At 70.4% G+C, this 24,148-nt stretch carries 21 protein-coding genes; 11 read left to right on the top strand and 10 right to left on the bottom strand.

What is annotated here, in order from left to right:
• Nucleotides 1-5: 5 nt before the first annotated feature.
• Nucleotides 6-428, top strand: a complete 423-nt coding sequence (locus J2W78_RS09720) for a DoxX family protein (protein WP_253370103.1) — start codon at nucleotides 6-8, stop codon at nucleotides 426-428.
• A 111-nt stretch (nucleotides 429-539) separates the two neighbouring features.
• On the top strand, nucleotides 540-707 hold the full coding sequence (locus tag J2W78_RS09715) for a hypothetical protein (RefSeq protein ID WP_253370101.1): 168 nt from the start codon (nucleotides 540-542) through the stop codon (nucleotides 705-707).
• A gap of 138 nt (nucleotides 708-845) precedes the next feature.
• On the opposite strand, the gene mazG is transcribed toward J2W78_RS09715, so the two are convergent.
• On the bottom strand, nucleotides 846-1,676 hold the full coding sequence (mazG, locus tag J2W78_RS09710) for a nucleoside triphosphate pyrophosphohydrolase (RefSeq protein ID WP_253374010.1): 831 nt from the start codon (nucleotides 1,674-1,676) through the stop codon (nucleotides 846-848).
• Nucleotides 1,677-2,436: 760 nt separating this feature from the next.
• Here mazG and J2W78_RS09705 point away from each other — a divergent pair.
• Nucleotides 2,437-3,534, top strand: coding sequence for a replication protein RepA (locus tag J2W78_RS09705; RefSeq protein WP_253370099.1), 1,098 nt, complete (start codon nucleotides 2,437-2,439; stop codon nucleotides 3,532-3,534).
• Between the two features lie 599 nt (nucleotides 3,535-4,133).
• Complete coding sequence (locus J2W78_RS09700) at nucleotides 4,134-4,679, top strand: winged helix-turn-helix domain-containing protein (protein WP_253370097.1); 546 nt, start codon at nucleotides 4,134-4,136, stop codon at nucleotides 4,677-4,679.
• 132 nt (nucleotides 4,680-4,811) lie between these two features.
• Here the strand turns inward: J2W78_RS09700 and J2W78_RS09695 are convergent, their stop codons facing one another.
• Nucleotides 4,812-6,146 (bottom strand): patatin-like phospholipase family protein, encoded by a 1,335-nt coding sequence (locus J2W78_RS09695; RefSeq protein ID WP_253370094.1) that lies wholly within the window; start codon nucleotides 6,144-6,146, stop codon nucleotides 4,812-4,814.
• A 486-nt stretch (nucleotides 6,147-6,632) separates the two neighbouring features.
• On the opposite strand from J2W78_RS09695, the gene J2W78_RS09690 reads away from it, so the two are divergent.
• The 3 genes from J2W78_RS09690 to J2W78_RS09680 all read left to right on the top strand — a co-directional run bounded on the left by J2W78_RS09690 (nucleotide 6,633) and on the right by J2W78_RS09680 (nucleotide 9,528).
• On the top strand, nucleotides 6,633-7,682 hold the full coding sequence (locus J2W78_RS09690; RefSeq protein ID WP_253370093.1) for an HpcH/HpaI aldolase/citrate lyase family protein: 1,050 nt from the start codon (nucleotides 6,633-6,635) through the stop codon (nucleotides 7,680-7,682).
• Nucleotides 7,683-7,741: 59 nt separating this feature from the next.
• On the top strand, nucleotides 7,742-8,080 hold the full coding sequence (hspQ, locus tag J2W78_RS09685; protein ID WP_253370091.1) for a heat shock protein HspQ: 339 nt from the start codon (nucleotides 7,742-7,744) through the stop codon (nucleotides 8,078-8,080).
• Between the two features lie 218 nt (nucleotides 8,081-8,298).
• A complete protein-coding gene (locus J2W78_RS09680) occupies nucleotides 8,299-9,528 on the top strand; it encodes a GGDEF domain-containing protein (RefSeq protein ID WP_253370089.1) in 1,230 nt (409 codons plus the stop codon).
• A 154-nt stretch (nucleotides 9,529-9,682) separates the two neighbouring features.
• Here the strand turns inward: J2W78_RS09680 and J2W78_RS09675 are convergent, their stop codons facing one another.
• A complete protein-coding gene (locus tag J2W78_RS09675; protein WP_253370088.1) occupies nucleotides 9,683-9,865 on the bottom strand; it encodes a hypothetical protein in 183 nt (60 codons plus the stop codon).
• Nucleotides 9,866-10,144: 279 nt separating this feature from the next.
• On the opposite strand from J2W78_RS09675, the gene J2W78_RS09670 reads away from it, so the two are divergent.
• The 3 genes from J2W78_RS09670 (at nucleotide 10,145) to J2W78_RS09660 (ending at nucleotide 16,065) form a co-directional block, all read left to right on the top strand.
• Nucleotides 10,145-11,365, top strand: a complete 1,221-nt coding sequence (locus tag J2W78_RS09670; RefSeq protein WP_253370085.1) for an efflux RND transporter periplasmic adaptor subunit — start codon at nucleotides 10,145-10,147, stop codon at nucleotides 11,363-11,365.
• Nucleotides 11,366-11,375: 10 nt separating this feature from the next.
• The gene (locus tag J2W78_RS09665) at nucleotides 11,376-14,513 is read left to right on the top strand and encodes an efflux RND transporter permease subunit (protein ID WP_253370084.1); all 3,138 of its coding nucleotides are present in this window, start codon (nucleotides 11,376-11,378) and stop codon (nucleotides 14,511-14,513) included.
• 358 nt (nucleotides 14,514-14,871) lie between these two features.
• The gene (locus tag J2W78_RS09660) at nucleotides 14,872-16,065 is read left to right on the top strand and encodes an HD-GYP domain-containing protein (RefSeq protein WP_253370082.1); all 1,194 of its coding nucleotides are present in this window, start codon (nucleotides 14,872-14,874) and stop codon (nucleotides 16,063-16,065) included.
• Between the two features lie 133 nt (nucleotides 16,066-16,198).
• Here J2W78_RS09660 and speB read toward each other — a convergent pair whose 3' ends face one another.
• A complete protein-coding gene (speB, locus tag J2W78_RS09655; RefSeq protein WP_253370080.1) occupies nucleotides 16,199-17,224 on the bottom strand; it encodes an agmatinase in 1,026 nt (341 codons plus the stop codon).
• 285 nt (nucleotides 17,225-17,509) lie between these two features.
• Here speB and J2W78_RS09650 point away from each other — a divergent pair, with 285 nt between their 5' ends.
• Nucleotides 17,510-18,514 carry a lipid II:glycine glycyltransferase FemX gene (locus tag J2W78_RS09650; protein ID WP_253370078.1) on the top strand — a complete coding sequence of 335 codons (1,005 nt, stop codon included), beginning with the start codon at nucleotides 17,510-17,512 and terminating at the stop codon, nucleotides 18,512-18,514.
• A 56-nt stretch (nucleotides 18,515-18,570) separates the two neighbouring features.
• On the opposite strand, the gene J2W78_RS09645 is transcribed toward J2W78_RS09650, so the two are convergent.
• The 6 genes from J2W78_RS09645 to J2W78_RS09620 all read right to left on the bottom strand — a co-directional run bounded on the left by J2W78_RS09645 (nucleotide 18,571) and on the right by J2W78_RS09620 (nucleotide 24,148).
• A complete protein-coding gene (locus tag J2W78_RS09645) occupies nucleotides 18,571-18,897 on the bottom strand; it encodes a hypothetical protein (protein ID WP_253370076.1) in 327 nt (108 codons plus the stop codon).
• 195 nt (nucleotides 18,898-19,092) lie between these two features.
• On the bottom strand, nucleotides 19,093-20,385 hold the full coding sequence (coaBC, locus tag J2W78_RS09640) for a bifunctional phosphopantothenoylcysteine decarboxylase/phosphopantothenate--cysteine ligase CoaBC (protein ID WP_253370075.1): 1,293 nt from the start codon (nucleotides 20,383-20,385) through the stop codon (nucleotides 19,093-19,095).
• 51 nt (nucleotides 20,386-20,436) lie between these two features.
• Nucleotides 20,437-21,999: a 2-polyprenylphenol 6-hydroxylase gene (gene ubiB, locus J2W78_RS09635; RefSeq protein ID WP_253374009.1), complete on the bottom strand. Its 1,563-nt coding sequence runs from the start codon at nucleotides 21,997-21,999 to the stop codon at nucleotides 20,437-20,439.
• Between the two features lie 25 nt (nucleotides 22,000-22,024).
• Nucleotides 22,025-22,804 (bottom strand): bifunctional demethylmenaquinone methyltransferase/2-methoxy-6-polyprenyl-1,4-benzoquinol methylase UbiE, encoded by a 780-nt coding sequence (ubiE, locus tag J2W78_RS09630; RefSeq protein WP_253370073.1) that lies wholly within the window; start codon nucleotides 22,802-22,804, stop codon nucleotides 22,025-22,027.
• A gap of 121 nt (nucleotides 22,805-22,925) precedes the next feature.
• On the bottom strand, nucleotides 22,926-23,333 hold the full coding sequence (locus J2W78_RS09625; RefSeq protein WP_253370070.1) for a dihydrofolate reductase: 408 nt from the start codon (nucleotides 23,331-23,333) through the stop codon (nucleotides 22,926-22,928).
• Nucleotides 23,334-23,404: 71 nt separating this feature from the next.
• A complete protein-coding gene (locus J2W78_RS09620) occupies nucleotides 23,405-24,148 on the bottom strand; it encodes an SDR family NAD(P)-dependent oxidoreductase (RefSeq protein WP_253370068.1) in 744 nt (247 codons plus the stop codon).

Below are 24,148 nucleotides of genomic sequence, written 5' to 3'. Positions count from 1 at the left end.
CCGGGATGTGCGACGACCGCCGCTGGCTGCGCACCGGACTGACTGGCCTCTACGGCTTCATCGGTGTCGTCCACCTCACCGCCACCGAGCGCTTCCTGCCGATCATGCCGGGTTGGGTGCCGCAGCCGCGCCTCGTGGTGATCGGCACCGGCCTGTGCGAGATCGCGGGTGCGCTGGCGCTGTTCGTGCCGCGGCTGCGGCGGCTCGCCGGCATCATGCTGGCGCTCTACGCGGTCTGCGTGTTCCCGGCCAACATCAAGCAGGCGGTGGAGGGCATCGCCGTGCCGCCGATTCCCGACACGTGGTGGTATCACGGCCCCCGCCTCGCGCTTCAGCCGGTGATGGTGTGGTGGGCGCTCTACGCCGTCCACGTCATCGATTGGCCCTTCACGACACGAAAAACGGGCGATCCCAGGGTATCTCGTTAAGATTAACCCGGCCGCGCAAAAGGCTTTTCTCTGAGGAAAAGGCCCCCGGCACGTATTGAAACGGACTGAATCGGTGGTCTTCGCCTGGCAACCCTGTCTAGGCTTGCGCCCATGCCGAAGAGCCGCGACTCGAACCCGACGAATCGCCCGCAAGACGGTGCCACACCGCCGGAGCAGGCGGCGGTCGAGCGCGCCCTGGAGCAGGTCTTGGAGCGCCTGAAGCCGAAGGCGCCGGAGCCGAAGGCCCCGAAGAAGGGCGGCCCGCGGGCGAAGGGCTGAGCCCCCGATCGAAGATTTCGAAAGGACACGTCCTTTCGCGGGTGCAGGGCGGAGCCCTACAAAGCGGCGTCGCCGATCTCAGGGCTCCGCCCTCAGAACCCGCCGAAGGGCCTGAGGCCCTTCGGGATCCCCTGAACCTCACGCCTTCTCGTCGCGCTTCACCGCCTGCCACGCGGCTTCCATCGCGGGGAGGGCGGTGTCCTCCAGGGCGTGGCCCTCGCTGGCGAGCCGGGCGGCCATGGCGGTGAAGCGGCGCTCGAACTTGAGGGTGCCGCGCCGCAGCGCCTCCTCCGGATCGACGCCGGCGTGACGGGCGAGGTTGGCGACCGAGAACAGCAGGTCGCCGATCTCCTCGAACACCGCCTCCGGCTCGCCCTTCTCCAAGCTCTCCTCGACCTCGTCGGCCTCCTCGCGCACCTTGGCCAGGACCTGGGCCGCGTCCGGCCAATCGAAGCCGACGCCGGCTGCCCGCTTCGAGATCCGGTCGGCCCGGGCGAGGGCGGGGAGGGCGCGCGAGACGCCGGCGAGCAGTCCCGCCGCTTCCGCTTTCCCGGCCGCCGCCTTCTCCGCGCGCTCCCGCGCCTTGATCGTCTCCCAGGCCGCCTTGATCGCCGCCGGGTCGGTCGGGCGCCGCTCGGGCGGCAGGAAACCTCCGGACGCGTCGAAGACGTGCGGGTGGCGCCGGATCAGCTTGGCGCAGATCGCCTCGGCGACGTCGTCGAAGCAGAAGGCGCCCTCCTCCTCCGCGATCCGCGCCTGGAACACGACCTGGAGCAGCAGATCGCCGAGTTCGTCGCGCAGATCGGCCCGGTCGCCGCGCTCGACCGCGTCGGCGACCTCGTAGGCTTCCTCGATCGTGTAGGGGACGATGCTGGCATAGCTCTGCTGCACGTCCCAGGCGCAGCCCCGTTCCGGATCGCGCAGGCGCGCCATCAGCGTCAGCAGCCTGTCGATCGGCGCCTCGTCCATCGCTCTCATCCCCCAATCCCGCAGGAAGCCCGGCCTCAGCCAAGCCACTGCTCATAGACCGTCCGCCGCTGCCGCGCAGTGCCGCTTCGCGGGCCTTCGATCGGGGAGAGAAGGGGCACAGCCTGTGCAAAATTCCGTTTATTCCTTTTGAAAAGAAGAGAAAAAGATCCCGTTCGGTTTGGCGAACGCAGCTCTACCCTCCCTAGGAAAGCTATCTGTTAAGGATTCTCAGTGAGTCAGTTCAGCAGGTTATAAGGGAGGCGGAAAAGTCGTGATCCGCCCGTGACTTGAGGCCCCTTTGTGCATGGAACTCTGCGCGGAACCGCATCGAACTCTGCGCGGAACCGCATCGGATTCTGCGTGGAGGGCTGGGCCTGTCGCATCGGATTCTGCGTGGGCCCGTACCCGATTCAGCGTGCAAAACCGGTTTGGCCGGGGAAGAGCGGGGACAAGTCCGGGGCCGGGGGGCAGGCGAGGGGCGTATTGAACTCTGCGCGGGCGGATTCGGGCCGGCCGGCGGGCGTATGGAACTCTGCGTGTCCGAAATCGGCCCCGCTTCCGACCGCGGACGACGTGCCTGTGCAGGACTCGGGAGCCGAAGCGTGGATTCCCGGGAAAACTCCGAAAGGCCACGGGACTCCGCGGAGCCGAATCGTGACAGATCGGTTGCGGCCCTGAGGGTGCTTCCGACGATTCCGTCCGGAGCCTGCGGTAAGGCGAACACGACGTGACACGCAGCGGGAGGCTTTGAGGGCAGGCGATGTCGGGGCTTGAGGCCAAGATCGCCGCGATCCGCGACCCGGATCTGCAGGCGGAGCTGGAGGCGGCGCGGGGCGGGTTCCTGTTCGCGCCGATCGTCGAGCACCTGCTGTTCCGCCAGCGCGAGCGCGACGCCGCTCGAGCCCAGGAGGGCGCGCAGGCCGAGGCCCGCGAGGCCATGGGCCGCGACCGCCGCCGCCGCGACGCCGTGCGCGAGGTGATCGAGAGCGAGCCGACCGGTCCGGAAAACCTCCAGCACCTGCACTCGGTGCTCGCGCTGTGCGGCCTGCCCTACCGCGATCCCGGCGACGCCCGCGACTTCGTGCGGGAATACGGCCGCAACTCGCTCAGCCTCTCGGCGGGACGCCTGAAGAACCCGATCACCGGCGAGATGGAGCTGCAGGGCCTGCCCTACGGCCCCAAGGCCCGGCTGGTGCTCCTGCATCTCTGCACCGAGGCGGTGCGCCAGAGGAGCCCCGTCATCGAAGTCGCCGACAGCCTCTCGGGCTTCATGAAGGCGATGGGGTTTGCCGTCACCGGCGGCGAGCGCGGCACCATCGGCGCCTTCAAGGAACAGCTCAACCGGCTCGCCGCCTGCTCGATGCAACTCGGCCTGTGGGACGGGGAGGGACAGGCCTCGACCCTCAACGTGCCGCCCTTCCGCCAGCTCGAACTGTGGCGGCGCGGCGATGACGGCCTCGTCTGGCAGCGCACCGTCTCGTTCCATCAGGATTTCTACGACAGCCTGATCCGGCACGCCCTGCCGGTCGATATCCGCGCCGCGCGGGCCTTCTCCGGCTCGGCGCGCAAGCTCGACCTCCTGTTCTGGACCGGCTACCGCCTGCGCGCCCTGCAGCGCCCCCTGCGGCTGACCTGGGACAACCTGCACCGCCAGTTTGGCGCCGAGAACGCCAGCCTGCGCAGCTTCCGCCAAGCCTTCAAGGCGGATCTCGCCGGCCTGCTCGAGGTGTTCCCGCGGCTGCGGATCGACCTCGACGAGGGCGGCATGCTGCTCCACCCGGCCGATCCCGGCAGCCTGCTGGTACCGCCCAAGGCCGCCCGCACCGCGCGCGCGACGGCGAGTGCGGCCCGCGCCTGACGGAATTTTCGGAACATCTTGATTTGGAATATTCCATATGCCCGCCGTCGTGGTGGGTACGGTACGGAATATCAAAAGTTTCAGGCAGGGAAGCCGACGGCCTCCACGCTTGGGAACGGTCCATTCCGTCTTTGGGGCCGAATGACCTGCCCATTCCGAACCCCTGAAGGCTTCCCTCGCCGAGGTGTTGCGATCGCAGCCTCGAAACACGCCGCGACTCGTCTTCCTGAAGGGAGTTGGTCCGCGAACGACCGTTCCTGCCAGCTTCAAGGCGACGCGTTCGCTGGGCGCCGCAGCACGGGGAGCGTATCAGCAAGCCCGCGCGGCGCCTGAGGAGGGATCCCATCACGCCAGCGTGATGGGATCCCGCCGAAGCCCAAATCCGCCATCCCGAAGGGATCACCCGGATTTGGTATGACCTCGGAAAACCGCGCTCAAACAGACGTCCATCGCGCGGGTCAGCGCGCCCCCTCCATTCCGTGTTTCGAGCAGGAAACGCCTTGGATGGAATAGAAAGAACTCGCCTACCCGGTTATTCCATGGCATCTTCCCGTCGGAGAAATTCCCCTCGTTGGGAATGAACGATGAGGAGGGCCGGCATGGTCCTGTCGGAAGCCGAGGCACTTGCGCGGCTGGAGGTGCTGCGTCGGCAGCGCGACGCGATCGAGCGGCAGATCGCCGATTTCCTCCTCTACCTCGATCTCGGCCGACGCCTCGGTAGCCCGGCCTCGCCGGACGCGGATGGACGAGCGGACGCCCCCATCCCCGTTCCGGCCCCCGCGCCGCAACCGGTGCAGGCGCCGGCCGCTGCCCCTCCGGCTCCGCCCTCCGCGGCGCCCGAGAGGCCTGCGGCACCGGCTGTCCCCGCGCCGGCCGAGGGTGAGGCAGGCCTGTCGGAGACGGTGCTGGCCCGCCGCTACGGCCGGGCGGTAATCGAGGCGGTGCTCGCCGTCCTGGAGGAGGCAGGCCGCCCGATGCATGCGAGCGAGATTCTGGCGCGGATCACCGAGCAGGGCTTTGCCCTGCCGGGGCAGGATCCGGTGGCGGCGCTCAACACCCGGCTTTGGAAGCGCTCAGGCCCCGGCGGTCCGCTGAAGCGCCTGGGCGAGGCCGTCTACGCCCCGGCCGATGCGGAAGAGGCGTAAGGGAAGACGGATCGGCGGTGCGCCCTGAAAACACGAAGAGGCGGCCCGCACGGAGCCGCCTCCGAGCCCTGTCCGATGTCGTCCGCGTGCGCGACCGTCCCGTCCGAAGGAGCGCCGTGGATCCGCGCCGTGTCAGCGCGAGGCCGCGACGGAACCGGTCGATTCCGTCGCCTCGGTCCGATCCAGGCCAAAACCCTTGTCGAGACCTTTGCCAAGGTCCGGCCCCTGGGCCGTCGCGGGCGGGTTCGCCTGGGCGAAGGCGTCGCCCTCGCGGGCCAGGGCCTCGCCGTAGGCGAACAGCGCCTTCATGTAGGGCTGGTCGAACGGCTTCTCTGAGGTCTTGGCGAAGCGCCCGTCGATGAGGGCGATCCGGAGATCCAGGCCGGTGCGGGCGGCATAGCCCTTGGTGAGCGCGAGCGCCGCGCGGGTCTGCGCCTTGATCGCCGCCGACATGGTGCGGCCGAGCACCGAGAGCGTGGTGCGTGAGGCCATCTGGAATTCCGGCTCGAGCCGGTTGTTGACGACGAGGTAGACCCGGTTCGTCGGCAGGCGCAGCCGCGTCTCCCCCTCCAGGGCGGCGGCCGGCGCGAGGTAGAATGGGGCCATCGCCCCGCCGTCGTCGTGCAACTCCGTGACAGGCTTGGCTTTCGCCCCCTCCTTCACGTCGGCGGGGATCTCCACTGGCGGGAAGACGCCGGGCACCGCCGCCGAGGCGAGCACGATCGAGCGGAACAAGGCCAGCGCCCGCGGGTCGCCGGTCTCGGCGTTGCGTTGGGCGATCGCCCCCATGTCCCACAGCACCGGCCGCTCGCTGTCCACCTGCGTCGTGGCGATCAGCAGACGGCGGCCCTTGGCATGCTCGGCCGCCACCGCCTTGAGCAGGGCCGGCGTCACCGCGCGCCCGATCCGCTGCTTGAGCGGCCAGGTGTCTGTGAGCGCGTCTTGCGTGCCGCCGAACTCGAACACGTCGGCCGCCGAGATCTCGGTGTAGTTCTCGCGAAGCGCCGCGTCGGCCCGGTCGCCGAGCGTCGGCGCCGCGAAGGCGAAGGGGGCGATCAGCGCGCCGGTCGAGACGCCGGTGATGACGCCGAAATCGGGGCGGTCGCCGCGCTCCGCCCAGCCCGCCAGAAGGCCGGCGGCGAAGGCGCCGTTCTCGCCGCCGCCGGAGAGCACCAGCCAGGGATCGGCGGCGCGGGGCGCCCCGTCGATCAGCGACTGGAACGCACGCGTGTCGTCGCCCGCGATCCGCACCGAGGCCGGCAGGCCCTCGGGCTGCGCGGTCGCGGCCTGGGCGGCGGTGTAGTCCGGGCGCGCGTCGGCGGTCTTCTTCGCCGCCGGCCCGGCCAGCGCCCCCTGCGACAGGGTCAGCGCGAGCAGCATGCCGGCCAAGGTGCCAGCCAAGGTCCCGCCCCTGCGCGGGCCGGACGGAAAAGTCTGCATGATCGGTTCGTTGAACAGTTTTGGCATCGACGTACGTCTCCCGACGATGTTCGACAGCCCGCCTCGGCCGGAAAACACGGCTCGCGGCGGTCCGTTCCGTCCCGTCTGCGCGGCGGCGAATGCTTCGCCGGGCAAGCTTTGCCGTTTCGCTCGTCCCGTGCGCACCCCCGCAGCCTGTCCGGGCATCCGGGCGGAAGAGGCGAAAACGAGAAAGACCTTGATGAAGACTTATAAGAGCTCGGGAAGAGTCGGACGATTTGGCTCGCCGCGCAATCTTTGCTTTCGGATCATCCACGGTCGGATGCGGCACGGGCCCGTGCCCGGTAGCGGGTCCGGGCCGTGCGGGGGCGCACGATCCGCCGGATCGGGGATCGGGCGACGCTCGGAGCCGATCACAGGGCCGAGGGGAGGACCAAGGTCGGCTTTACGCCGGGGGGCACCGTGCTCTAACGCCAAAGGCATAAGCGAAGGGCCGACGCCAAGGTCCTTCACGAAGCCGGAGACCGAGAGCCGATGAAACTGCCGCGCCGCTTCTTCCAGCCGCTCGCCGCGGGTGCGCCCGAGCCGTTCCGCGAACTGCCGATCAAGCTCGAGCGGATGATCCACTTCGTGCCGCCGCACAACGAGAAGGTCCGCGCCCGCGTGCCCGAACTCGCCAAGACGGTGGACGTGGTGCTCGGCAACCTGGAGGACGCGGTCCCCGCCGACCAGAAGGAGGCGGCGCGCAAGGGCTTCGTTGAGATGGCCAAGGCCACCGATTTCGCGGCCTCCGGCACCGGCCTGTGGACCCGCATCAATGCCCTGAACTCGCCCTGGATCCTCGACGACCTGTTCACCCTCGTCGCCGAGGTCGGCGCGAAGCTCGACGTCGTGATGGTGCCGAAGGTCGAGGGGCCCTGGGACATCCACTACATCGACCAGCTGCTCGCCCAGCTCGAGGCGCGCCACGGGGTGACGAAGCCGATCCTCGTCCACGCCATCCTCGAGACGGCGGAGGGCGTGGCCAACGTCGATTCCATCGCCTGCGCCTCGCCGCGCATGCACGGCATGAGCCTCGGCCCCGCCGATCTCGCGGCGTCCCGCGGCATGAAGACCACCCGCGTCGGCGGCGGCCACCCGGATTACCGGGTGCTGTCCGATCCGAAGGGCGAGGAAGCCCGCGCCTCCGCCCAGCAGGATCTGTGGCACTACACCATCGCCCGGATGGTCGATGCCTGCATGGCCAACGGCATCAAGGCGTTCTACGGCCCGTTCGGCGACTTCTCCGATTCGGCCGCCTGCGAGGTGCAGTTCCGCAACGCCTTCCTGATGGGCTGCGCCGGCGCCTGGACCCTGCATCCGAGCCAGGTGGCCCTGGCCAAGACCGTGTTCGCCCCCGATCCGGCCGAGGTGAACTTCGCCTCCCGCATCGTCGAGGCGATGCCCGACGGCACCGGCGCGGTGATGATCGACGGCAAGATGCAGGACGACGCCACCTGGAAGCAGGCCAAGGTCATCGTCGATCTCGCCCGGCTCGTGGCCGACAAGGACCCGGATCTCGCCAAGGTCTACAATCTGCCCTGATCGTCGCGCATGCTGGCCGCGCGTTGGAACGGAAGGGCTGCGAGGCCTATCTATCGGTCATGACCCAGACCAGCATGAGAACCGCCAAATTCGGCCTCGGGGCGGTGGTCCGGCATCGGATCTACCCGTTCCGGGGCGTGGTGTTCGACGTGGACCCGGAATTCGCCAACACCGAGGAATGGTGGCTCGCGATTCCGGAGGACGTCCGGCCGCGCAAGGACCAGCCGTTCTACCACCTGCTCGCCGAGAACGCGGACAGCGAGTACGTCGCCTACGTCTCCGAGCAGAATCTCGTGCCCGACACCTCCGGCGAGGCCCTGCGCCATGCCGGCATCCCCGAGGTGTTCGAGCGCAGCGCCGACGGCGCCTACCGCATGCGGATCGGCCACGCGAACTGACCGATCCTGCACGGAGCCTTCTGCGAAAGATGCGAGGCACCGCCCCGAAAGGTGGTTGCCGGCTTTCGAAATAAGACGAGGCAAAAACAATAGCCTGGCATCGCCCGGAAGGGTGTGACTGGGGCGACGGGCGCAAACGTCAAGCTGCGGAACGCTTTGTTCAACGGAGGCTGCTATCGAGGCGCGGAACGTCACCGTTGCGCGGGTTCGAGATAGCCATGGATGTGGTCACCATGCTTGTCATGAGCCTCGCGGCGGCCGCGGCCGCCGCAGGCTTCCTGGCCGTCGAGTGGCGGACCCTGCGCAGCCCCGCGCTGCTGCTGTGGAGCGCGGGCTTCGCCACGATCGTCCTCGGCTGCTCGCTCTCGCCGGCCCGCGCCGCCTCCTTCCTCGTCGGGGTCTGGTTCGCCAACGGCCTGCTCGTCGTCGCCCACCTCCTGTTCCTGTTCGGCACCGCCCGCTTCACCGGGCGCCGGATCTCACGGCTCTGGTGGGGCCTGCTCTTGGCCTGGGCCGGGCTCCTGCTCCTGCCGGCGGGGATCGACCCGACGCCGGCCTTCGCGATGACCAATTCCGGCCTCGTCGCCCTCGCCGCCCTGCGGGCTGCCCACCTCCTGCTGTCGCGGACCGGCACGCCCTTCCCGGAGCGCACCGCGGCCTCCGACGCGCTGGGCGCCGTCTTCCTCGCCCACGGCACCTTCTACGCCGCCAAGGCGCTGCTCGTGCCCGTGCCGGGCGCCTTCGTCAGCCTCGTCGGCTTCAAGGGGGTGCTGATCCAGGTCTCGCTGTTCGAGGGCATTCTCGTCGAGATGCTGCTCGCGCTTCTGATGGCTGCCGCGGTGCGCCGCCGCCGGGAGGAGGCGATGACGGCGCTGGCTGAGCGCGATCCCCTCACCGGCGCCTTCAACCGCCGTGCCTTCGAGAGCCGCGCCGCGGAGGCGTTGCGCGACATGGCCGCCCGGCGCCAGCCCGGTGCCCTGCTGCTGCTCGACGTGGACCGGTTCAAGACGGTCAACGACAGCTTCGGCCACGCCGTCGGCGACCGCATCCTCGTGGCGCTCACCGGCGTGCTGGAGGCCTGCCTGCCGCGCGATGCGATCCTGGCGCGGCTCGGCGGGGACGAGTTCGTGCTCCTCGTGCCGGGTCTCGACGCGGCGGCGGCGTCCAGGCTCGGCGCGGCGATCCGTGACCGCATGGCCCGCGAGGGCGGCAGGGGCCTGCCCACCGGCGCCACGATCAGCCTCGGCGCCGCCCTGTTCACCGGCGGCCCGGCCGGGCTCGACACCCTGATGGCGCTCGCCGACACGGCGCTCTACGAGGCCAAGGCAAATGGCCGCGACCGCCTGCAGGCCCGCCGCCTGGAGCCGGTTGCGGAGCGGATTCCGGATCGATCCGTGCCGGGGGCAGCCAAGACGCACGTGTCGGCGCAGGACGGCTGCTGCGCCTGAGGCGGTTTCCTCTTCGTACCGTGCCGCGACGTCCGCACGGCCCGACGCGATCAACCGGAGCCTGTGCGAGTGACGCAACCTCCGAATCGAAAGGGGCGCCCGCGTAAGCGGACGCCCCTGGTCGAGGATGTCGTGGGGGATGCCGGGCCGGATCTCAGGAGATCAGGTCGAGACGGGCCGTCTCGAAGCCCCCCGCCCGCACGCTGTCGGGCAGCGCGGAGGAATCGGAATAGCCGGCCTCGCGGGCCATGGCGTCGAGGGCGGTGCGCTCGTCGTCGGCACTGCCGGTCCAGAGGATCGCGCCGCTCGTCTTCTGCCGGATCTGGAAGATGCTCATCGTGAACCGTCCCTCGTCGGAAATCTCTTGACGGGATAACCCGGCGAGGCCGAGCCGGTTGCAAGCGAGGTCTCGGCGAAACCTTGAGCGAAGTGAAGAGGCGTCCGCCGCCTCTCGGGAGCGACTGATCTCGGAACACGCCGTCGATCGCGTCTGCCTGCGGCATCTTTCACAGACTTCGGCCGGGGAGAAGCTTGCCACGCCATCCGCCACGAAATCGCCGGTTGCGGCGGACAAGCAGGCTGCGGCGCATCGGCGCGCCCCATGAGGCGATTCGCGATGCCGGCCCGTTTGTTCTTCCATCCCGCCGCGATGGGCCTCGCCGCCCTCGTGCTCGCGACCTTGCAGACGACCCCGCCGGCCCGCGCCGCCGAGGAGCCGCCTGCGGCCGGGGTGCCCGATCCCGCCGCGCTCCTGCCCGCGGTGAGCGTGGTCCCCGCCGAGCGCCGGGAGATCGTCGAGCGGGCGGTGGTGACCGGGACGCTGGTTCCCCGCGACGAGATCCTCGTCGCCCCCGAGGTCGAGGGCCTGCGCATCGTCGCGCTGCTGGTCGAGGAGGGCGACCGGGTCGAGCGCGGCGCGGTGCTGGCGCGGCTCTCGCTGGAGATGATCGAGACGCAGGAGGCTGCCAACCTCGCGGCCACCGCGAAGGCGGAGGCCGCGATCCTCCAGGCGAAGAGCCAGATCGTCCAGGTCCAGGCCGCCCGGACCGAGGCGCGCCAAGCCCTGGAGCGGGCGCAGGCGCTGGTGCGGACCGGCAACGCCACCGCCGTCACCCTGGAGCAGCGGGTCTCGGCGGCGCAGGGCGCCGACGGCCGGCTCGAGGCGGCGCGGGCCGGGTTGGCGCTGGCCGAGGCGGATCTCGCCGCGGCGCGGGCGCAGGGGCGCGAGATCGGCCTGCGCCGGGCCCGCACCGAGATCCGTGCCCCGGAGGCCGGCCTCGTCAACCGCCGCACGGCGCGGGTCGGCGCCACCGCGAGCGCGGTCGGCGAGCCGCTGTTTCGCCTGATCGCCCGCGGCGAGATCGAGCTGGAGGGCGAGGTGCCGGAATCCGCCCTGCCGCGGCTCAGGGCCGACGCCCCGGCGCGGCTCGAATGGGAGGACGGGCGCGTGACGCTTGGCGCCGTGCGCCGGGTCTATCCCGAGGTCGACCGGGCGACGCGGCTCGGCCGGGTCCGCATCCGCCTGGACGCCGACCCGGCGCTGCATATCGGTGCCTTCGCCCGCGGCCGGGTCGAGGTCGCCCGGCGCGAGGGCGTGGCGGTGCCGCTCGCCGCCGTGCTCTACGCCGCCGACGGCTCGGCCAGCGTGCTCGCGGTTTCGGACGGCCGCGTCTCCGCCCGCCGGGTCGAGACCGGCCTCTCGGCCGAAGGCTTCACGGAACTGCGCTCCGGCATCGCGACCGGGGAGGCGGTGGTCGCCCGCGCCGGCTCGTTCCTGCGCGACGGAGACCGGGTGCGGCCCGTCCCGCCGACGGCCCGGGCGGCCGCGGCCCGCTGAGGATCATAGCATGCGCCTCAACGTCTCGGCCTGGGCGATCCGCAAGCCGATCCCCTCCCTCGTCCTGTTCCTCGTGCTGATGGTGCTCGGCCTCGTCAGCTTCCGCTCCCTGCCGATCACCCGGTTTCCCAACATCGACATCCCGATCGTCTCGGTGACGGTCACGCAGAGCGGGGCCGCCCCGTCCGAGTTGCAGACCCAGGTCACGAAATGGGTCGAGGATTCGGTGGCCGGGGTGAAGGGGGTCAAGCACATCCTCTCGACCATCTCGGAAGGCTCCTCGATCACCACGATCGAGTTCCGCCTGGAGGTGAACCAGGACCGCGCCGTCAACGACGTGAAGGACGCGATCTCGAAGATCCGCATCAACCTGCCGCGCACCATCGACGAGCCGATCATCAGCCGCGTCGAGATCGCCGGCCTGCCGATCATGATCTACGGCGCCTCCGCTCCGGCGATGACGCCCGAAGACCTGTCGTGGTTCGTCGATGACGTGGTCGCCCGCCAGCTCCAGGGGGTGAAGGGGGTCGGCGGCGTCGAGCGCCTCGGCGGTGTGGCCCGCGAGATCCGCGTGACCCTGAAACCCGACCGGCTGCTCGCGCTCGGCATCACCGCCGCCGACGTGAACCGGCAGTTGCGCCTCACCTCCGCCGACATGGCCGGCGGGCGCGGCGAACTCGCGGGCGGCGAGCAGTCGATCCGGACTCTCGGCGCCTCGGCGAGCCTGGAGATGCTGGGCGCGACCTCCATCGTCGTGCCGGGCGGGCGCAAGGTGCGCCTCGACGAACTGGCGACGCTCATGGACGCGGCCGAGGAGCCGCGCACCTTCGCCCGCTTCAACGGCGAGCCGGTGGTGGGCTTTGCCATCTCCCGGGCGATGGGGGCGAGCGACGCCGAGGTCGCAGTCGCCGTGGCCCGGCGCATCGAGGCGCTGCACGCCGAGAATCCGGGGGTGCGCTTCGACCTGATCGACACCAGCGTCGTCAACACCATCGGCAACTACCACTCGGCGATGATGGGCCTCCTGGAGGGTGCCGCGCTCGCCGTGATCGTGGTGTTCCTGTTCCTGAGGGATTGGCGCGCCACCCTGATCGCGGCGGTTGCGCTGCCGCTCTCCGTGCTGCCGACCTTCTGGGCCATGAGCGCGCTCGGCTTCTCGCTCAACGCGGTCAGCCTGCTCGCGATCACGCTGGTGACCGGCATCCTCGTCGATGACGCCATCGTCGAGATCGAGAACATCGTCCGCCACATGCGGATGGGCAAAACCGCCTACCGCGCGGCCTTGGAGGCCGCCGACGAGATCGGGCTCGCGGTCATCGCCATCACCGCGACCATCATCGCGATCTTCGCCCCCGTCTCCTTCATGCCCGGCATCGCCGGCCAGTACTTCAAGCAGTTCGGGCTCACCATCGCGGCGGCCGTGTTCGTGTCGCTGCTCGTCGCGCGGCTCATCACGCCGCTGCTCGCCGCCTATTTCCTGCGCGACCACGGCCCGGACCACGAGCGCGAGGGGCCGGTGATGCGCGCCTATACCCGCCTCGTGGCGTGGTCGGTGCGGCACAAATACCTGACGCTAACCTTGGGTCTCGCCTGCTTTGCCGGCTCGATCGCCTCGACCCGGCTGCTGCCCGCGGGCTTCATCCCGGCGGAGGACGCGGCGCGCACGATGTTCGTGGTCGAGCTGCCCCCCGGCGCCCGGCTCGACGACACGCAGCGCCTCTCCGACGGTCTGGTCGAGACCCTCCGCCTGATGCCCGAAATCCGCTCCGTCTTCGTCGATGGCGGGCGCCAGTTGCCGGGCAAGAAGGAGGTGCGGCTGGCGAGCCTCACCGTGAACCTCACCCCGAAGAGCGAGCGGGCGCTGACGCAAAAGCAGGTCGATCTCAGAATCGCGAACGTCCTGCGCCAAGTCCCCGATATCCGCTTCTGGTCGCTGCAGGAGGGCGGGCAGCGGGAATTCGCGCTGATCGTCTCGGGACCCGATAAGACCGTGGTCGCGGATGTCGCCGCCCGCCTCCAGCGCGAGGCCATGGGCGTGCCCCACCTCGTCAACCTGATCTCGACCGCGCCGCTGGACCGCACCGAAATCCGCATCACGCCGAAGGCGGGGGTCGCCGCCGATCTCGGCGTCTCGACCGACGTCATCGCCGAGACGGTGCGGGTCGGCACCATCGGCGACATCGCGGCCAACCTCGCCAAGTTCAACGCGCGTGACCGCCAGATCCCGATCCGGGTGATGCTGCCCGAATCCTTGCGCGGGCAACTGCCCGAGATCGCGAGCCTGAAGGTGCCGGTGAAGGCGGGTGCGGCGGTGCCGCTCGCCACCGTGGCCGACCTGACGCTGGGGCGCGGCCCCACGGCCATCGATCGCTACGACCGCACCGTGCGCGTCGCCGTCGAGGGCGATCTCCAGGGCTCGGACGCGCTTGGCTCGATCATCGAGCAGGTGATGGCCCTGCCCGCCGCCACGAACCTGCCCGAGGGCGTCACCATCCGCCAGACCGGCGACGCCGAGGTGATGGGCGAGGTGTTCGAAGGCTTCGCGCTCGCCATGGGCGCCGGGCTGATGATGGTGTTCGGCGTTCTCGTGCTGCTGTTCGGCAACTTCCTCCAGCCGCTCACGATCCTGTTCTCGCTGCCGCTTTCCATCGGCGGGGCGATCCTCGGGCTCTTGATCTTCCACATGCCGATCTCGATGCCGGTCGTCATCGGCATCCTGATGCTGATGGGCGTGGTGACGAAGAACGCGATCATGCTGGTCGATTTCGCCATCGAAGAGATGGCCCGCGGCGTCGATCGCGTCACCGCCATCGTCGATGCCGGGCGCAAGCGGGCGCGACCCATCGTGATGACCACCATCGCCATGGCCGCCGGCATGGTGCCCTCGGCGCTCGCGCTCGGCATCGGCGGCGAGTTCCGCGCGCCGATGGCGGTGGCGGTGATCGGCGGGCTGATCGTCTCGACCGGGCTGTCGCTCGTCTTCGTGCCGGCGATTTTCCTTTTGGTCGACGACCTGTCGCAGCTGTTCGTGCGCCTGTTCGGCCGTTTCGTCGGCGGGGCGGACGAGCCGGAGGAAGAGGCGGCGTATCGTCCGGGTCCGCCCGCCAACGCGGCCGGTCTTGCCCGTCGGCCGACCGCCGCCGAGTGATGCGGCGCGCTCGGTCACAGCGCGAAATGTTATCCCAACCAAATCGAACAGATTGTATCCGAGACCGCGGGGCTGTCGTTTGCGGGCTGGGTGCGCCGGCCCGGGCCGGAGGTGAAGGGTCTTGGACGTTGGTGCCAAATCCGGGGACTGGACATCGTCCGACGATCCCTTGCAGGCGCGAAACGCGGAGGGGCTTTCGGTGAGACTACAGCCGTATTGGCCCCAAAGCTCTGCATTGGGCGAATACGTCAGGGTTGCATCGCCCGGGCGGTGCGAAGCTTTTCGCAACACTTTTGTTGTATCCGGAGTGGAACACCGCTTCGCGTCCACCATGGGCCTTGCGGCCGATGGATGATCGATGCGGGAACCTCGAGACCGACACGGAGGCCAGGACGCACGCGAACGCGGCCGGGACGCGCGCTCCGAGGATGTCGTCGTTCTCGTCTCGGACCGCCGCGAGCGGGCGGAGCGGCTGGCCCGCGGCATTGCCCTCGTCCTGCCCTGCCGCGTGATCGAGCCCGGCGCCGGCTTGCCGTCCGGCCGGCCCGTCGCCTTCGTCGTCGATATCGCCGCTGATCTATCCGCCGACCGTGTCACCGACCGGGGGCGGGCCTGGATCAGATGGCTCACCACGAACATCCGCGAGAGCGGGCTGCCCTGCCTCTATCTCGCCCGCGGCAACGCGGCTCAGGACGCGGCAGCCGCGACGGTGCTCGGCGCGCCGACGGTGATCGATCCGCGCCAATCCGCAGGCATCGTCCCGACGCTCACGCGCCTCGTCGCGGAGGGGAGGGCGGCGCGCCGCATGGCGCCCGCGCGCGTTCAGGGAGCGGCAGACCGCCCACCCGAGCTGCGTGTGGCGCGGGCCACCAGCCTCCTCACCCGCCTGTTCGACAAGGCCGCCGCCGGCCGTCCGCCGAGCCCGGAGGAAGCGGAGGAGGGCACGCGGATCGTGCTCGACACGGTCTCCGAAGTCGGCATCCGCGCTTGGCTCGATCTCGTCTGGCGCCACGACATCCAGGTCTACCAGCACTCCCTGAGCGTGGCCGGCTTCGCGGCTGCCTTCGCGGCCGAACTCGGCTTTTCCCCGAACGACCGGCAGAGGCTGGCCAAGGCCGCGCTCCTGCACGATGTCGGCAAGGCGCTGATCCCCCACGCCATCCTCAACAAGCCGGGCCCGCTCACGCCCGACGAAATGGCGGTGATGCGCACGCATGCCGCGCTCGGCGCCGATCTGCTGGCGAAGGAGACCGCCTTCGAGCCCGAGATCCTCGACGTGGTGCGCTACCACCACGAGCGCCTCGACGGATCGGGCTATCCGGAGGGATTGAAGGGGCCGCAGATCAGCGATCTCGTGCGGCTCGTGGCGATCTGCGACGTCCACTCGGCCCTGACCGAGCGCCGGGTCTACCGCCCGCCGCTGCCCGCCGCCGAGGCCGCCGCGATCATGCAGGCCCAGGCCGGCCAGCTCGATCCCGACCTGCTCCGGGTCTACCGCCCGATCGTCCTCCGCGCCGGCGGCGCCGCAGGCGGACCCTCCGTCCAGGGCTGATTCCGGGCTCCCAAAGGGATCATCCCTTTGGCGGGGTATCGGGGCGGCGCCCCGATGTCCTTTCCCAGGGCTCTGCGGGGGGGACCCGCGAAAAGGCTCGCCTTTTCGAAGTACCGAATTCTTCGCGGCACGATCAGCCGCGGGCCGCGACCCGCTCCGCCAGCAGGCACAGGATCTCGAAGGCGATGCCGGCGCCCGCCAGCGCCGTGATGCCGGCGGAATCGAGCGGAGGGGCGACCTCCACCACGTCCGCCCCGACGAGATCGAGGCCGCGCAGGGCCCGCAGCAGGTGCAGCGCCTCGCGGGTGGTGAAGCCGCCGATCTCCGGCGTGCCGGTGCCGGGGGCGAAGGCGGGGTCGAGGGCATCGATGTCGAAGCTGAGATAGGTCGGGCCCTCGCCCACGACGGCGCGGGCTTCCGCGGCCACCTCCGGCAGGCCGCGGGCGCAGACCTCCTCCATCGTCAGGATGCGCATGCCCTGCGCCAGGGCCCAGTCGCGCTCGTCGGCCGCATCCATGCTGCCGCGGATGCCGATCTGGATGCAGCGCCGCGGGTCGAGCACCCCGGCCTCGACCGCGCGCCGGAACGGCGTGCCGTGGGTGAGCCGTGACCCGCCATACTGCGCGTCGTCGGTGTCGCTGTGGGCGTCGATGTGGATCAGCCCGAGCGGCCGGGCGGCGCCGAGCGCCCGCAACACCGGATAGGTGATGAAGTGGTCGCCGCCCACCGTGAGCGGCACGATCCCGGCCTCGGCGAGCGGCCGGTAGAACGCCTCGATGCGCCGGGCGGTCTCGGCGGCGTCCACCGGGTTGACCGGGACGTCGCCGAGATCGGCGCAGGCCGCCAGAGCGTAGGGCGCCACCCCCGTGGCGTGGTTGAGCGCCCGCGTGCCGGTGGAGGCCTCGCGCACGGCCCGCGGGCCGTGCCGGGCGCCGGGGCGACCCGTGGTGGTGCCGTCGAAGGGGATGCCGATCAGGCCGATCTCGACCCGCCCCGCCGCTTCACCTGCCCCTTTTCCCACGGCCTCGGCGGGATCAAGCACCGGCAGCCGCATGAAGCTCGCAAGGCCCGAGAAGCGCGGCGTCGCCATCCCCGAGGCCGGCTGGAACCGCGCCAGCCGTTCCGCCCGCGCGCCCGCCGACCCGCTGTCATCCGCCATGACGATCCTCCCCCGGCGCGGCTTGTTGCGCGATCCGCATCAAGCCGCCCGGATCCTCCGGCCGCAAGCCGTTTCCTAAAAGCCGTTTTCCTGCCCGCGGCGTCATGCACCTGTGGCGGCCGGGGCAAACTACGCAGGGGCCGCCCGGCAAGCGGATACATTCGCCTGCGATGACGTTGGGCATTCGGGCGCGATACGGCCAAGCCTGATCGCGTGGCTGGGCCGCCGCCCGGGAGAGGTGGGCCCGGCAGGCGGATCGGGCGAGCGGACAGAAGAGGGCGGTTCATGACAGCTCAGGTCGCGGTCATCGACCGTTCGGAGGCCGAGGATTGGGACGAGATCCTCTGGCAGCACCCGGCCGCCAACCTCTACACGTCCCGGAGTTGGGGCCGCTACAAGAGCCGGCTCGGATGGACCGTCCGGCAGGTCGCCCTGAACGACAACGGCGCGGATCTCGCCTACATCCAGTATCAGGAGCGCCGCACCGGCCCCGTGCGCCGGATCCTCGTGCAGGGCGGGCCGGTCCTCACGATGCGTGGGCAGTTCCGGGCGGAAGCGGTGATGACCGCCTTCCTCGACCATCTCGCCCTGCGCCCGGCGGACCTGCTCGCGGTGAAGAGCTACCGGCCCCAGGACCCGGAGGGGGTCACCGCCCTGCTGTCGCACGGCTTCGTGCCCGTCGTCGGGGCTCAGGATCACACGATCGAACTCGACCTGACACCGGAGACGGACGCGATCCTGGCCGCGGCCGACCGGCGCTGGCGGCGGGAGGTCAACAAGGCGACGGGACAGTCCGATCTCACCGCCGTCTTCCTGACGGACCCGGACGAGCGGCTGCGGGCCTTCGACACCTTCGTGCGGATGTATGCCGCCCTCCAGCAGCGCAAGGGCTTCTCGAGTGACCTCGACACGGCCGCCTATCGCGACCTCGCGGCGTCCGACCCGCACCTGCTCTTCCTCGAAATCCGCCAGGGCGGAGAGCCGATCCTCGTGCGCATCGTCCACACCGCGCGCGAGCGCTGGACCGATTTCTTCACGGCGTCGGACGAGCGGGCCCGGTCGACCGGTGCGGCCACCCTCGCCGTCTGGCGGATCATCGAGCGCGCCCGTCAGGAAGGCGTCCGCCGCTTCGATTTCGGCGGTGTCGATCCGGCCGGGAACCGCGGCGTCTTTGATTTCAAGCGGGCCTTGAGCCGCAACGTGATCCAGGGCGGTCCGACTTGGATCTACGCGCGCAACCCCCTCATTCGCCGCGCCGCCGCGACCGCCCTGTTCCTGCGCCAGATCTGACCGCGGGCGAGCGAGGGGCAGGGCCGAGCTTGCCCCTCGCCCCTCGATGCAACGGCTCAGCCGCCCGGCTTGTCGCGCAGGCTGCCGGCGTCGCCCGAGGTGTTCGTCATCGGTCCGGCGAGGCCGCTGGAATTGGCTTCCGCCGCGTCGTCGCTTTCGCCGTCCTGGTCATCGACCTGCCGGGCGCCGACATGGTCGTGGTACTGCTCGGTCTGGACGTGGCGGCTGTCGAGGCCGCGCTCGTCGGAGTGTTGGGACTTGTCGCGGTTGCTCAGCACCGCGTTCTCGCCGAGGATGCCCTCGGGCAGATCGGTCATGGCGCCGCTGCCGTCGCCCTTGCCCTGCGCGCCGGGGCCCATGCTGTGCCGGTCGGCCTTGGCCATGATGTCGCTCCTGTCGCTGTGAATGACGTGGAGGAGGATCTGGGCTCTGGTCCGAAGAGGGCAAGCTGAGCAGAAGAAAACTTAAAGGTCCCGCGCCGGGGAACATTTTTGTCTGCTGGGCGACTGGCGCGTTCTAGCCTTGATATCCAAGACGAGGCTCGCCCAGTACGGCGTACGCGCCGCGGCGGGTCAGCCTCATCGCGATTTCGCTGCCAGCAGCTCGGCAAAGCGCGCCACCAGCCGCCGTCCGACCTCCTCCTTGCCGAGCTTCGGCCACGTCTCGACGCGGCTCTCGACGCCGCCGTCGCGGGCGACGAGGTGGACGGTGTTCTCGGTGCCGCCCATGACCCCGCCCTCCGCCGAGACGTCGTTGGCGACGATCCAGTCGCAGCCCTTCCGCGCGATCTTCCGCTGCGCGTTGGCGATCACGTCGTCGGTCTCGGCGGCAAAGCCCACCACGAGGGGCGGGCGCCCCTCGGCGCGGCCGGCAATGGTGGCGAGGATGTCCGGGTTCTCGACCAGTTGCAGCGGCGGCGGCAGGCTGCCGTCCTTCTTGATCTTGCCCGCCCGCATCTCGGCTGGGCGCCAGTCGCCGACCGCGGCGGCGAAGATCGCCAGATCGGCGGGCAGGGCCGCCTCGACCGCGGCGAGCATCTGCCGGGCGCTCTCGACCCGCACCACGGTGACGCCCGCCGGGTCGGGGATCGCCACCGGCCCGGAGACCAGGGTGACGCGGGCGCCAGCCTCGGCCGCGGCGGCGGCGACCGCGTGGCCCTGCCGCCCCGAGGAGCGGTTAGCGAGGTAGCGCACCGGATCGATCGGCTCATGGGTCGGCCCCGAGGTAACGAGCACGTGCCGCCCCGCCAGCAGCTTTTTCGGGGTTTCGCGGCCGGCCAGGAATCCCAGGCCTTGGCCCCCCGAACGTTGAGACAGCAGGGCTTCGAGGGCGTCGGCGATCTCGTGCGGCTCGGCCAGCCGCCCGGGGCCGAACTCGGCCTCGGCCATCGCGCCCTCGTTGGGCCCGACCACCGCGACGCCATCCGCCTGTAGGGTTGCGAGGTTCCGCTGCGTGGCCCGGTGCAGCCACATCCGCACGTTCATGGCCGGGGCGATCAGGATCGGCAGGGTGGTGGCGAGCAGCACCGTCGCGGCGAGGTCCGGCGCGTGGCCGGTCGCCATCCGCGCCATCAGGTTGGCGGTGGCCGGCGCCACCACGATGGCGTCGGCATCCCGCGCGAGCTTGATATGGCCGATATCGGCCTCGCTCTCCCGGTCGAACAGGTCGGTATGCGCCCGCTCCCCGGCGAGCGCGGCGGCGGCCAGCGGCGTCACGAACTCCTGGGCCGAGTCGGTCAGCAGCGGGCGCACCTGCGCCCCACGCTCGCGCAGGCGCCGGATCAGATCGAGCGCCTTGTAGGCGGCGATGCCGCCGCCGACGATCAGGAGGATGCGGCGGCCGGCGAGGGGCTTGGGAGACGGAGACGACATGAAGGCAGAACGGGGAATCGGAGCGCGCGCGTCAAGGTGCGAGAGGATCTCTCACCGGAAGGCCAGCACCAGCGCCCCCACCGCGATCCCCCATAGCGCGACCGTCGCCCAGATCGCCCGCCGCCGTTCCAGCCGGGCGATCCGCTCCATCACTTGGATGTTCTGCGATCCCTCCTCGTCGAGGCGGATCATGATGCGGCGGATGCGCTGCGCGATGTCGGGAATGTCGGAAACGACCTCGGCGAGCGTCAGCGCCGCGCGGGCGCCGCCCTCGATCCGGCCGACGGGGCCGAGATGGCGGGTGATCCACGAGCGCACCACCGGTTCGGCGCCGGTCCACATGTCGAGCTGCGGGTCGAGCGAACGGGCGACGCCCTCCACCACCACCATGGTCTTTTGGAGCATGACCAGTTCGGTGCGGGTGCTCATGTCGAACAGGGCGGTCACGTCGAACAGCAGCGTGAGCACCTTGGCCATGGAGATCTCGTCGGCCCGGCGCTGGTGGATCGGCTCGCCGATCGCCCGGATGGCCTGCGCGAAATCGTCCACCGAATGGTGGCGCGGCACGTAGCCGGCCTCGAAATGCACCTGGGCGACGCGGCGATAGTCGCGGGTGATGAAGCCCAGAAGAATCTCGGCGAGGAAGCGCCGCTCGGCGTGGCCGAGCCGGCCCATGATGCCGAAATCGACGGCCACCAGCCGCCCCTGCGGATCGACGAACAGGTTCCCCGGATGCATGTCCGCGTGGAAGAACCCGTCGCGGATCGCCTGCCTCAGGAAGGACTGGATCACCGTGCGGCCGAGCGCCTTCGGGTCGTGGCCGGCCGCGACGATGCCGGGGCGGTCGTTGAGGCGTACGCCGTCGATCCACTCGCTTGTCAGCACGTCCCGCGAGGTCAGGGCCCATTCGGGGCGCGGCGTGCGGAAATCCGTGTCGCCCGCGGTGTTCTGCGCGAGTTCCGACATCGCCGCCGCTTCAAGGCGAAGGTCCATCTCCATGGTGACGGAGCGGGCCAGGATCTCGACCACCTCCCGCGGGCGCAGGCGCTCGGCATCGGGCAGGAGCGCGCTGACGATGCGGGCCATGAACCGCATCGCCTGGATGTCGCGCGCGAACCGCTCGCGCACGCCGGGCCGCATCACCTTGACGGCGAGGTTACGCTGCGTGCCGTCGGCGTCGAGCACCGTCGCCTTGTGGACCTGGGCGATGGACGCCGCGGCCACCGGCTCGCTGAAGGCGGTGAACAGGACCGGGACCGGCTTGCCCAGCTCCTGCTCCACCACCCGCAGCGCCACCCCCTGCGGGAAGGGCGGAACCCGGTCCTGAAGCCGCTCCAGATCGCGCGCGGCGGCCATGCCGACGATGTCGGGCCGCGTCGCCAGGAACTGGCCGAACTTGACGTAGGAGGGGCCGAGCCGGGTCAGCGCCCGCTCCAGCGGGCTGGCACCAGGGGCCGTCGCGATGCCGCGCCGCTCCAGCGAGCGGCCGAGCTTCAGCGCGAGCCGCAGATGCGGCGGCAAGGGCGCCGGGTCGATCAGCGCCAGCCCGCCCTCGCGGGCGAGCACGAAGCCGACATGGGCGCCGCGGGCGAGGTGGAAGACCGCGCCGAGCATCATCGCCTACCCTTCGCGGCCGAGCTCAAGAAATCTTCCAGCCGGAATGGATCGCGACGATGCCGCCGGAGAGCCGGCGGTGGCTGACATGGGCAAAGCCCGCCGTCTCGATCATCCGGGCGAACGAGTCGGGGGAGGGGAACTTACGGATCGACTCGACGAGGTACTGGTAGGATTCGCGGTCGCCCGCCACCCGCTCGCCGATGCGCGGGATCACGTGGAAGGAGTAGGCGTCGTAGATCTTCTCCAGCACCGGCAGATCGACCCGCGAGAATTCCAGGCACAGGAAGCGCCCGCCCGGCTTGAGCACCCGGTGCGCCTCGCGCAGCGCCACGTCGATGCGCGGCACGTTCCGGATGCCGAAGGCGATGGTGTAGCTGTCGAAATGGTTCGACGGCAGGGGCAGCGTCTCGGCGTTGCCGGTGACGAAATCGATGCGGCCGTCGTACTTGTGCCCGGCCCGCTCGGCGCCGACCCGCAGCATCGCCTCGTTGATGTCGAGCACGGTGACGTGGGTCTCGGGGCCGCCCGCTTCGAGGGTGCGGAAGGCGATGTCGCCGGTGCCGCCGGCCACATCGAGATGCTGGTGGGGCCGCGTGCGCGACGGGCGCAGCATCGAGATCAGGTGCGACTTCCAGAGCCGGTGCAGCCCGCCCGACATCAGGTCGTTCATCAGGTCGTAGCGGCGCGCGACCGAGCGGAAGACGTCGTCCACCTTGGCCTGCTTCTCGGAGAGGCGCACGCGCTCGTAGCCGAAATCGGCGGTGGCTTCGCTGTCGCCGGCTCTCGGGTCCGTTCCGCTCATCCGATCCTACCTTAGCGCTCGCCCGTCGCCGCTCACGGCGTCGGCCGAGCCTCCTTAGCGAATGCCGGCCGGAACCGCCATGCGGCAGCGGGGATGCGAGGTGGGGCCGGTCGGGGGGAAATCAGCGCCGCAGCGGTCCGCCGACGAGCCAGGCCGGATCGAACCAGCGGTCGGCCTCGCCGTCGTAGGGGAGGCGGGTGACGTCCCAGTGCTGGATGTATTGCGCGTACACGTTCCAGACCGCGATGCCGCCGCCGACGAAGATGCGCCGGCCGGGATAGCGGGCCAGCACCTGTTCCGGATCCTCGTGCGAACGGATCACGTCGATGGTGCGGTCCTTGAACGCGAACTCGGGCACGGAGGCCACGGTCTTTGGGCCGGCAATCAGGACATGGCCCATGGTGAGCGCGAAGAAGCGCGTCACGTCCTCGACAAAGAGCGGATCGGTGTTGCCCTCCCAGGGGAGCTGCCCGTTGAGGCCGAGCTGGCCCCGCTGGCCGATGGCGCAGATGCAGCGGACGTCGATCATGGCTGAAACCTGAAAAACAAAGAAAGCGGGCTCTGCCCGCAAGCCCGCCGGAGCCTTGGCCCCGGACCCCGTTACTGGGGTGCGGAGAAGGCGAGAACCCGGTCGCTGGGGAAATCGTAGAGCTTGCCCGTCTCGTTCCATTCGGGGGAGGCGAGGCGCACGAAATGCGGGGCCAGTTCCTCCGGGGTCTTCAGCGTCGCCGGATCCTCGCCCGGCATCGCCGCCGCGCGCATGCTCGTGCGCAGCGGACCCGGATTGAGCAGCATGGCGCGCACCCGCGTGCGCTCGTTCTCGGCGGCATAGGTGCGCACCATCGCCTCCAGCGCCGCCTTCGAGACGGAGTAGGGCCCCCAATAGGCCCGGCACTTCGCGGCCGCGCCCGAGGAGACGAAGACCGCCCTCCCCGCGTCCGAACGCTGCAAGAGCGGGTCGAACGAGCGGATCAGGCGCCAGTTGGCGGTGACGTTGATCGCCATCACCCCATCCCAGACCTTGGGCGTGACGTGGCTCACCGGCATCAGGTTGCCGAGGATGCCGGCATTGCCGACCACGATGTCGAGCCGGCCCCAGCGCTCGTTGAGCGCCGCACCCAGGCGGTCGATGGCGTCGAAATCGGTGAGGTCGAGAGGCACCAGTGTGGCGTTGCCGCCGGCGGAGCGGATCGCGTCGTCGAGTTCCTCCAGCCCCCCCTGCGTGCGGGCGACCGCGACGACGTGGCCCCCCGCCCCCGCCAGGGCGAGCGCCGCAGCCCGGCCGATGCCGCGCGAGGCGCCGGTGACGACGGCAACGCGGCCGTCGAGAATTCTGTCGGCCAT

This window comes from Methylorubrum extorquens (assembly GCF_024169925.1).
Taxonomy (GTDB): Bacteria; Pseudomonadota; Alphaproteobacteria; order Rhizobiales; family Beijerinckiaceae; genus Methylobacterium; species Methylobacterium extorquens_A.
This window is presented reverse-complemented; position numbering and strand designations above follow the sequence as displayed.

Coding starts and splice junctions, on each gene's coding strand:
- J2W78_RS09720 (WP_253370103.1), top strand. CDS start 6: ATGTGCGACGACCGCCGCTGGCTGCGCACCGGACTGACTGGCCTCTAC.
- J2W78_RS09715 (WP_253370101.1), top strand. CDS start 540: ATGCCGAAGAGCCGCGACTCGAACCCGACGAATCGCCCGCAAGACGGT.
- mazG (WP_253374010.1), bottom strand. CDS start 1,676: ATGGACGAGGCGCCGATCGACAGGCTGCTGACGCTGATGGCGCGCCTG.
- J2W78_RS09705 (WP_253370099.1), top strand. CDS start 2,437: ATGTCGGGGCTTGAGGCCAAGATCGCCGCGATCCGCGACCCGGATCTG.
- J2W78_RS09700 (WP_253370097.1), top strand. CDS start 4,134: ATGGTCCTGTCGGAAGCCGAGGCACTTGCGCGGCTGGAGGTGCTGCGT.
- J2W78_RS09695 (WP_253370094.1), bottom strand. CDS start 6,146: ATGCCAAAACTGTTCAACGAACCGATCATGCAGACTTTTCCGTCCGGC.
- J2W78_RS09690 (WP_253370093.1), top strand. CDS start 6,633: ATGAAACTGCCGCGCCGCTTCTTCCAGCCGCTCGCCGCGGGTGCGCCC.
- hspQ (WP_253370091.1), top strand. CDS start 7,742: ATGACCCAGACCAGCATGAGAACCGCCAAATTCGGCCTCGGGGCGGTG.
- J2W78_RS09680 (WP_253370089.1), top strand. CDS start 8,299: ATGGATGTGGTCACCATGCTTGTCATGAGCCTCGCGGCGGCCGCGGCC.
- J2W78_RS09675 (WP_253370088.1), bottom strand. CDS start 9,865: ATGAGCATCTTCCAGATCCGGCAGAAGACGAGCGGCGCGATCCTCTGG.
- J2W78_RS09670 (WP_253370085.1), top strand. CDS start 10,145: ATGCCGGCCCGTTTGTTCTTCCATCCCGCCGCGATGGGCCTCGCCGCC.
- J2W78_RS09665 (WP_253370084.1), top strand. CDS start 11,376: ATGCGCCTCAACGTCTCGGCCTGGGCGATCCGCAAGCCGATCCCCTCC.
- J2W78_RS09660 (WP_253370082.1), top strand. CDS start 14,872: ATGCGGGAACCTCGAGACCGACACGGAGGCCAGGACGCACGCGAACGC.
- speB (WP_253370080.1), bottom strand. CDS start 17,224: ATGGCGGATGACAGCGGGTCGGCGGGCGCGCGGGCGGAACGGCTGGCG.
- J2W78_RS09650 (WP_253370078.1), top strand. CDS start 17,510: ATGACAGCTCAGGTCGCGGTCATCGACCGTTCGGAGGCCGAGGATTGG.
- J2W78_RS09645 (WP_253370076.1), bottom strand. CDS start 18,897: ATGGCCAAGGCCGACCGGCACAGCATGGGCCCCGGCGCGCAGGGCAAG.
- coaBC (WP_253370075.1), bottom strand. CDS start 20,385: ATGTCGTCTCCGTCTCCCAAGCCCCTCGCCGGCCGCCGCATCCTCCTG.
- ubiB (WP_253374009.1), bottom strand. CDS start 21,999: ATGCTCGGCGCGGTCTTCCACCTCGCCCGCGGCGCCCATGTCGGCTTC.
- ubiE (WP_253370073.1), bottom strand. CDS start 22,804: ATGAGCGGAACGGACCCGAGAGCCGGCGACAGCGAAGCCACCGCCGAT.
- J2W78_RS09625 (WP_253370070.1), bottom strand. CDS start 23,333: ATGATCGACGTCCGCTGCATCTGCGCCATCGGCCAGCGGGGCCAGCTC.
- J2W78_RS09620 (WP_253370068.1), bottom strand. CDS start 24,148: ATGGCCGACAGAATTCTCGACGGCCGCGTTGCCGTCGTCACCGGCGCC.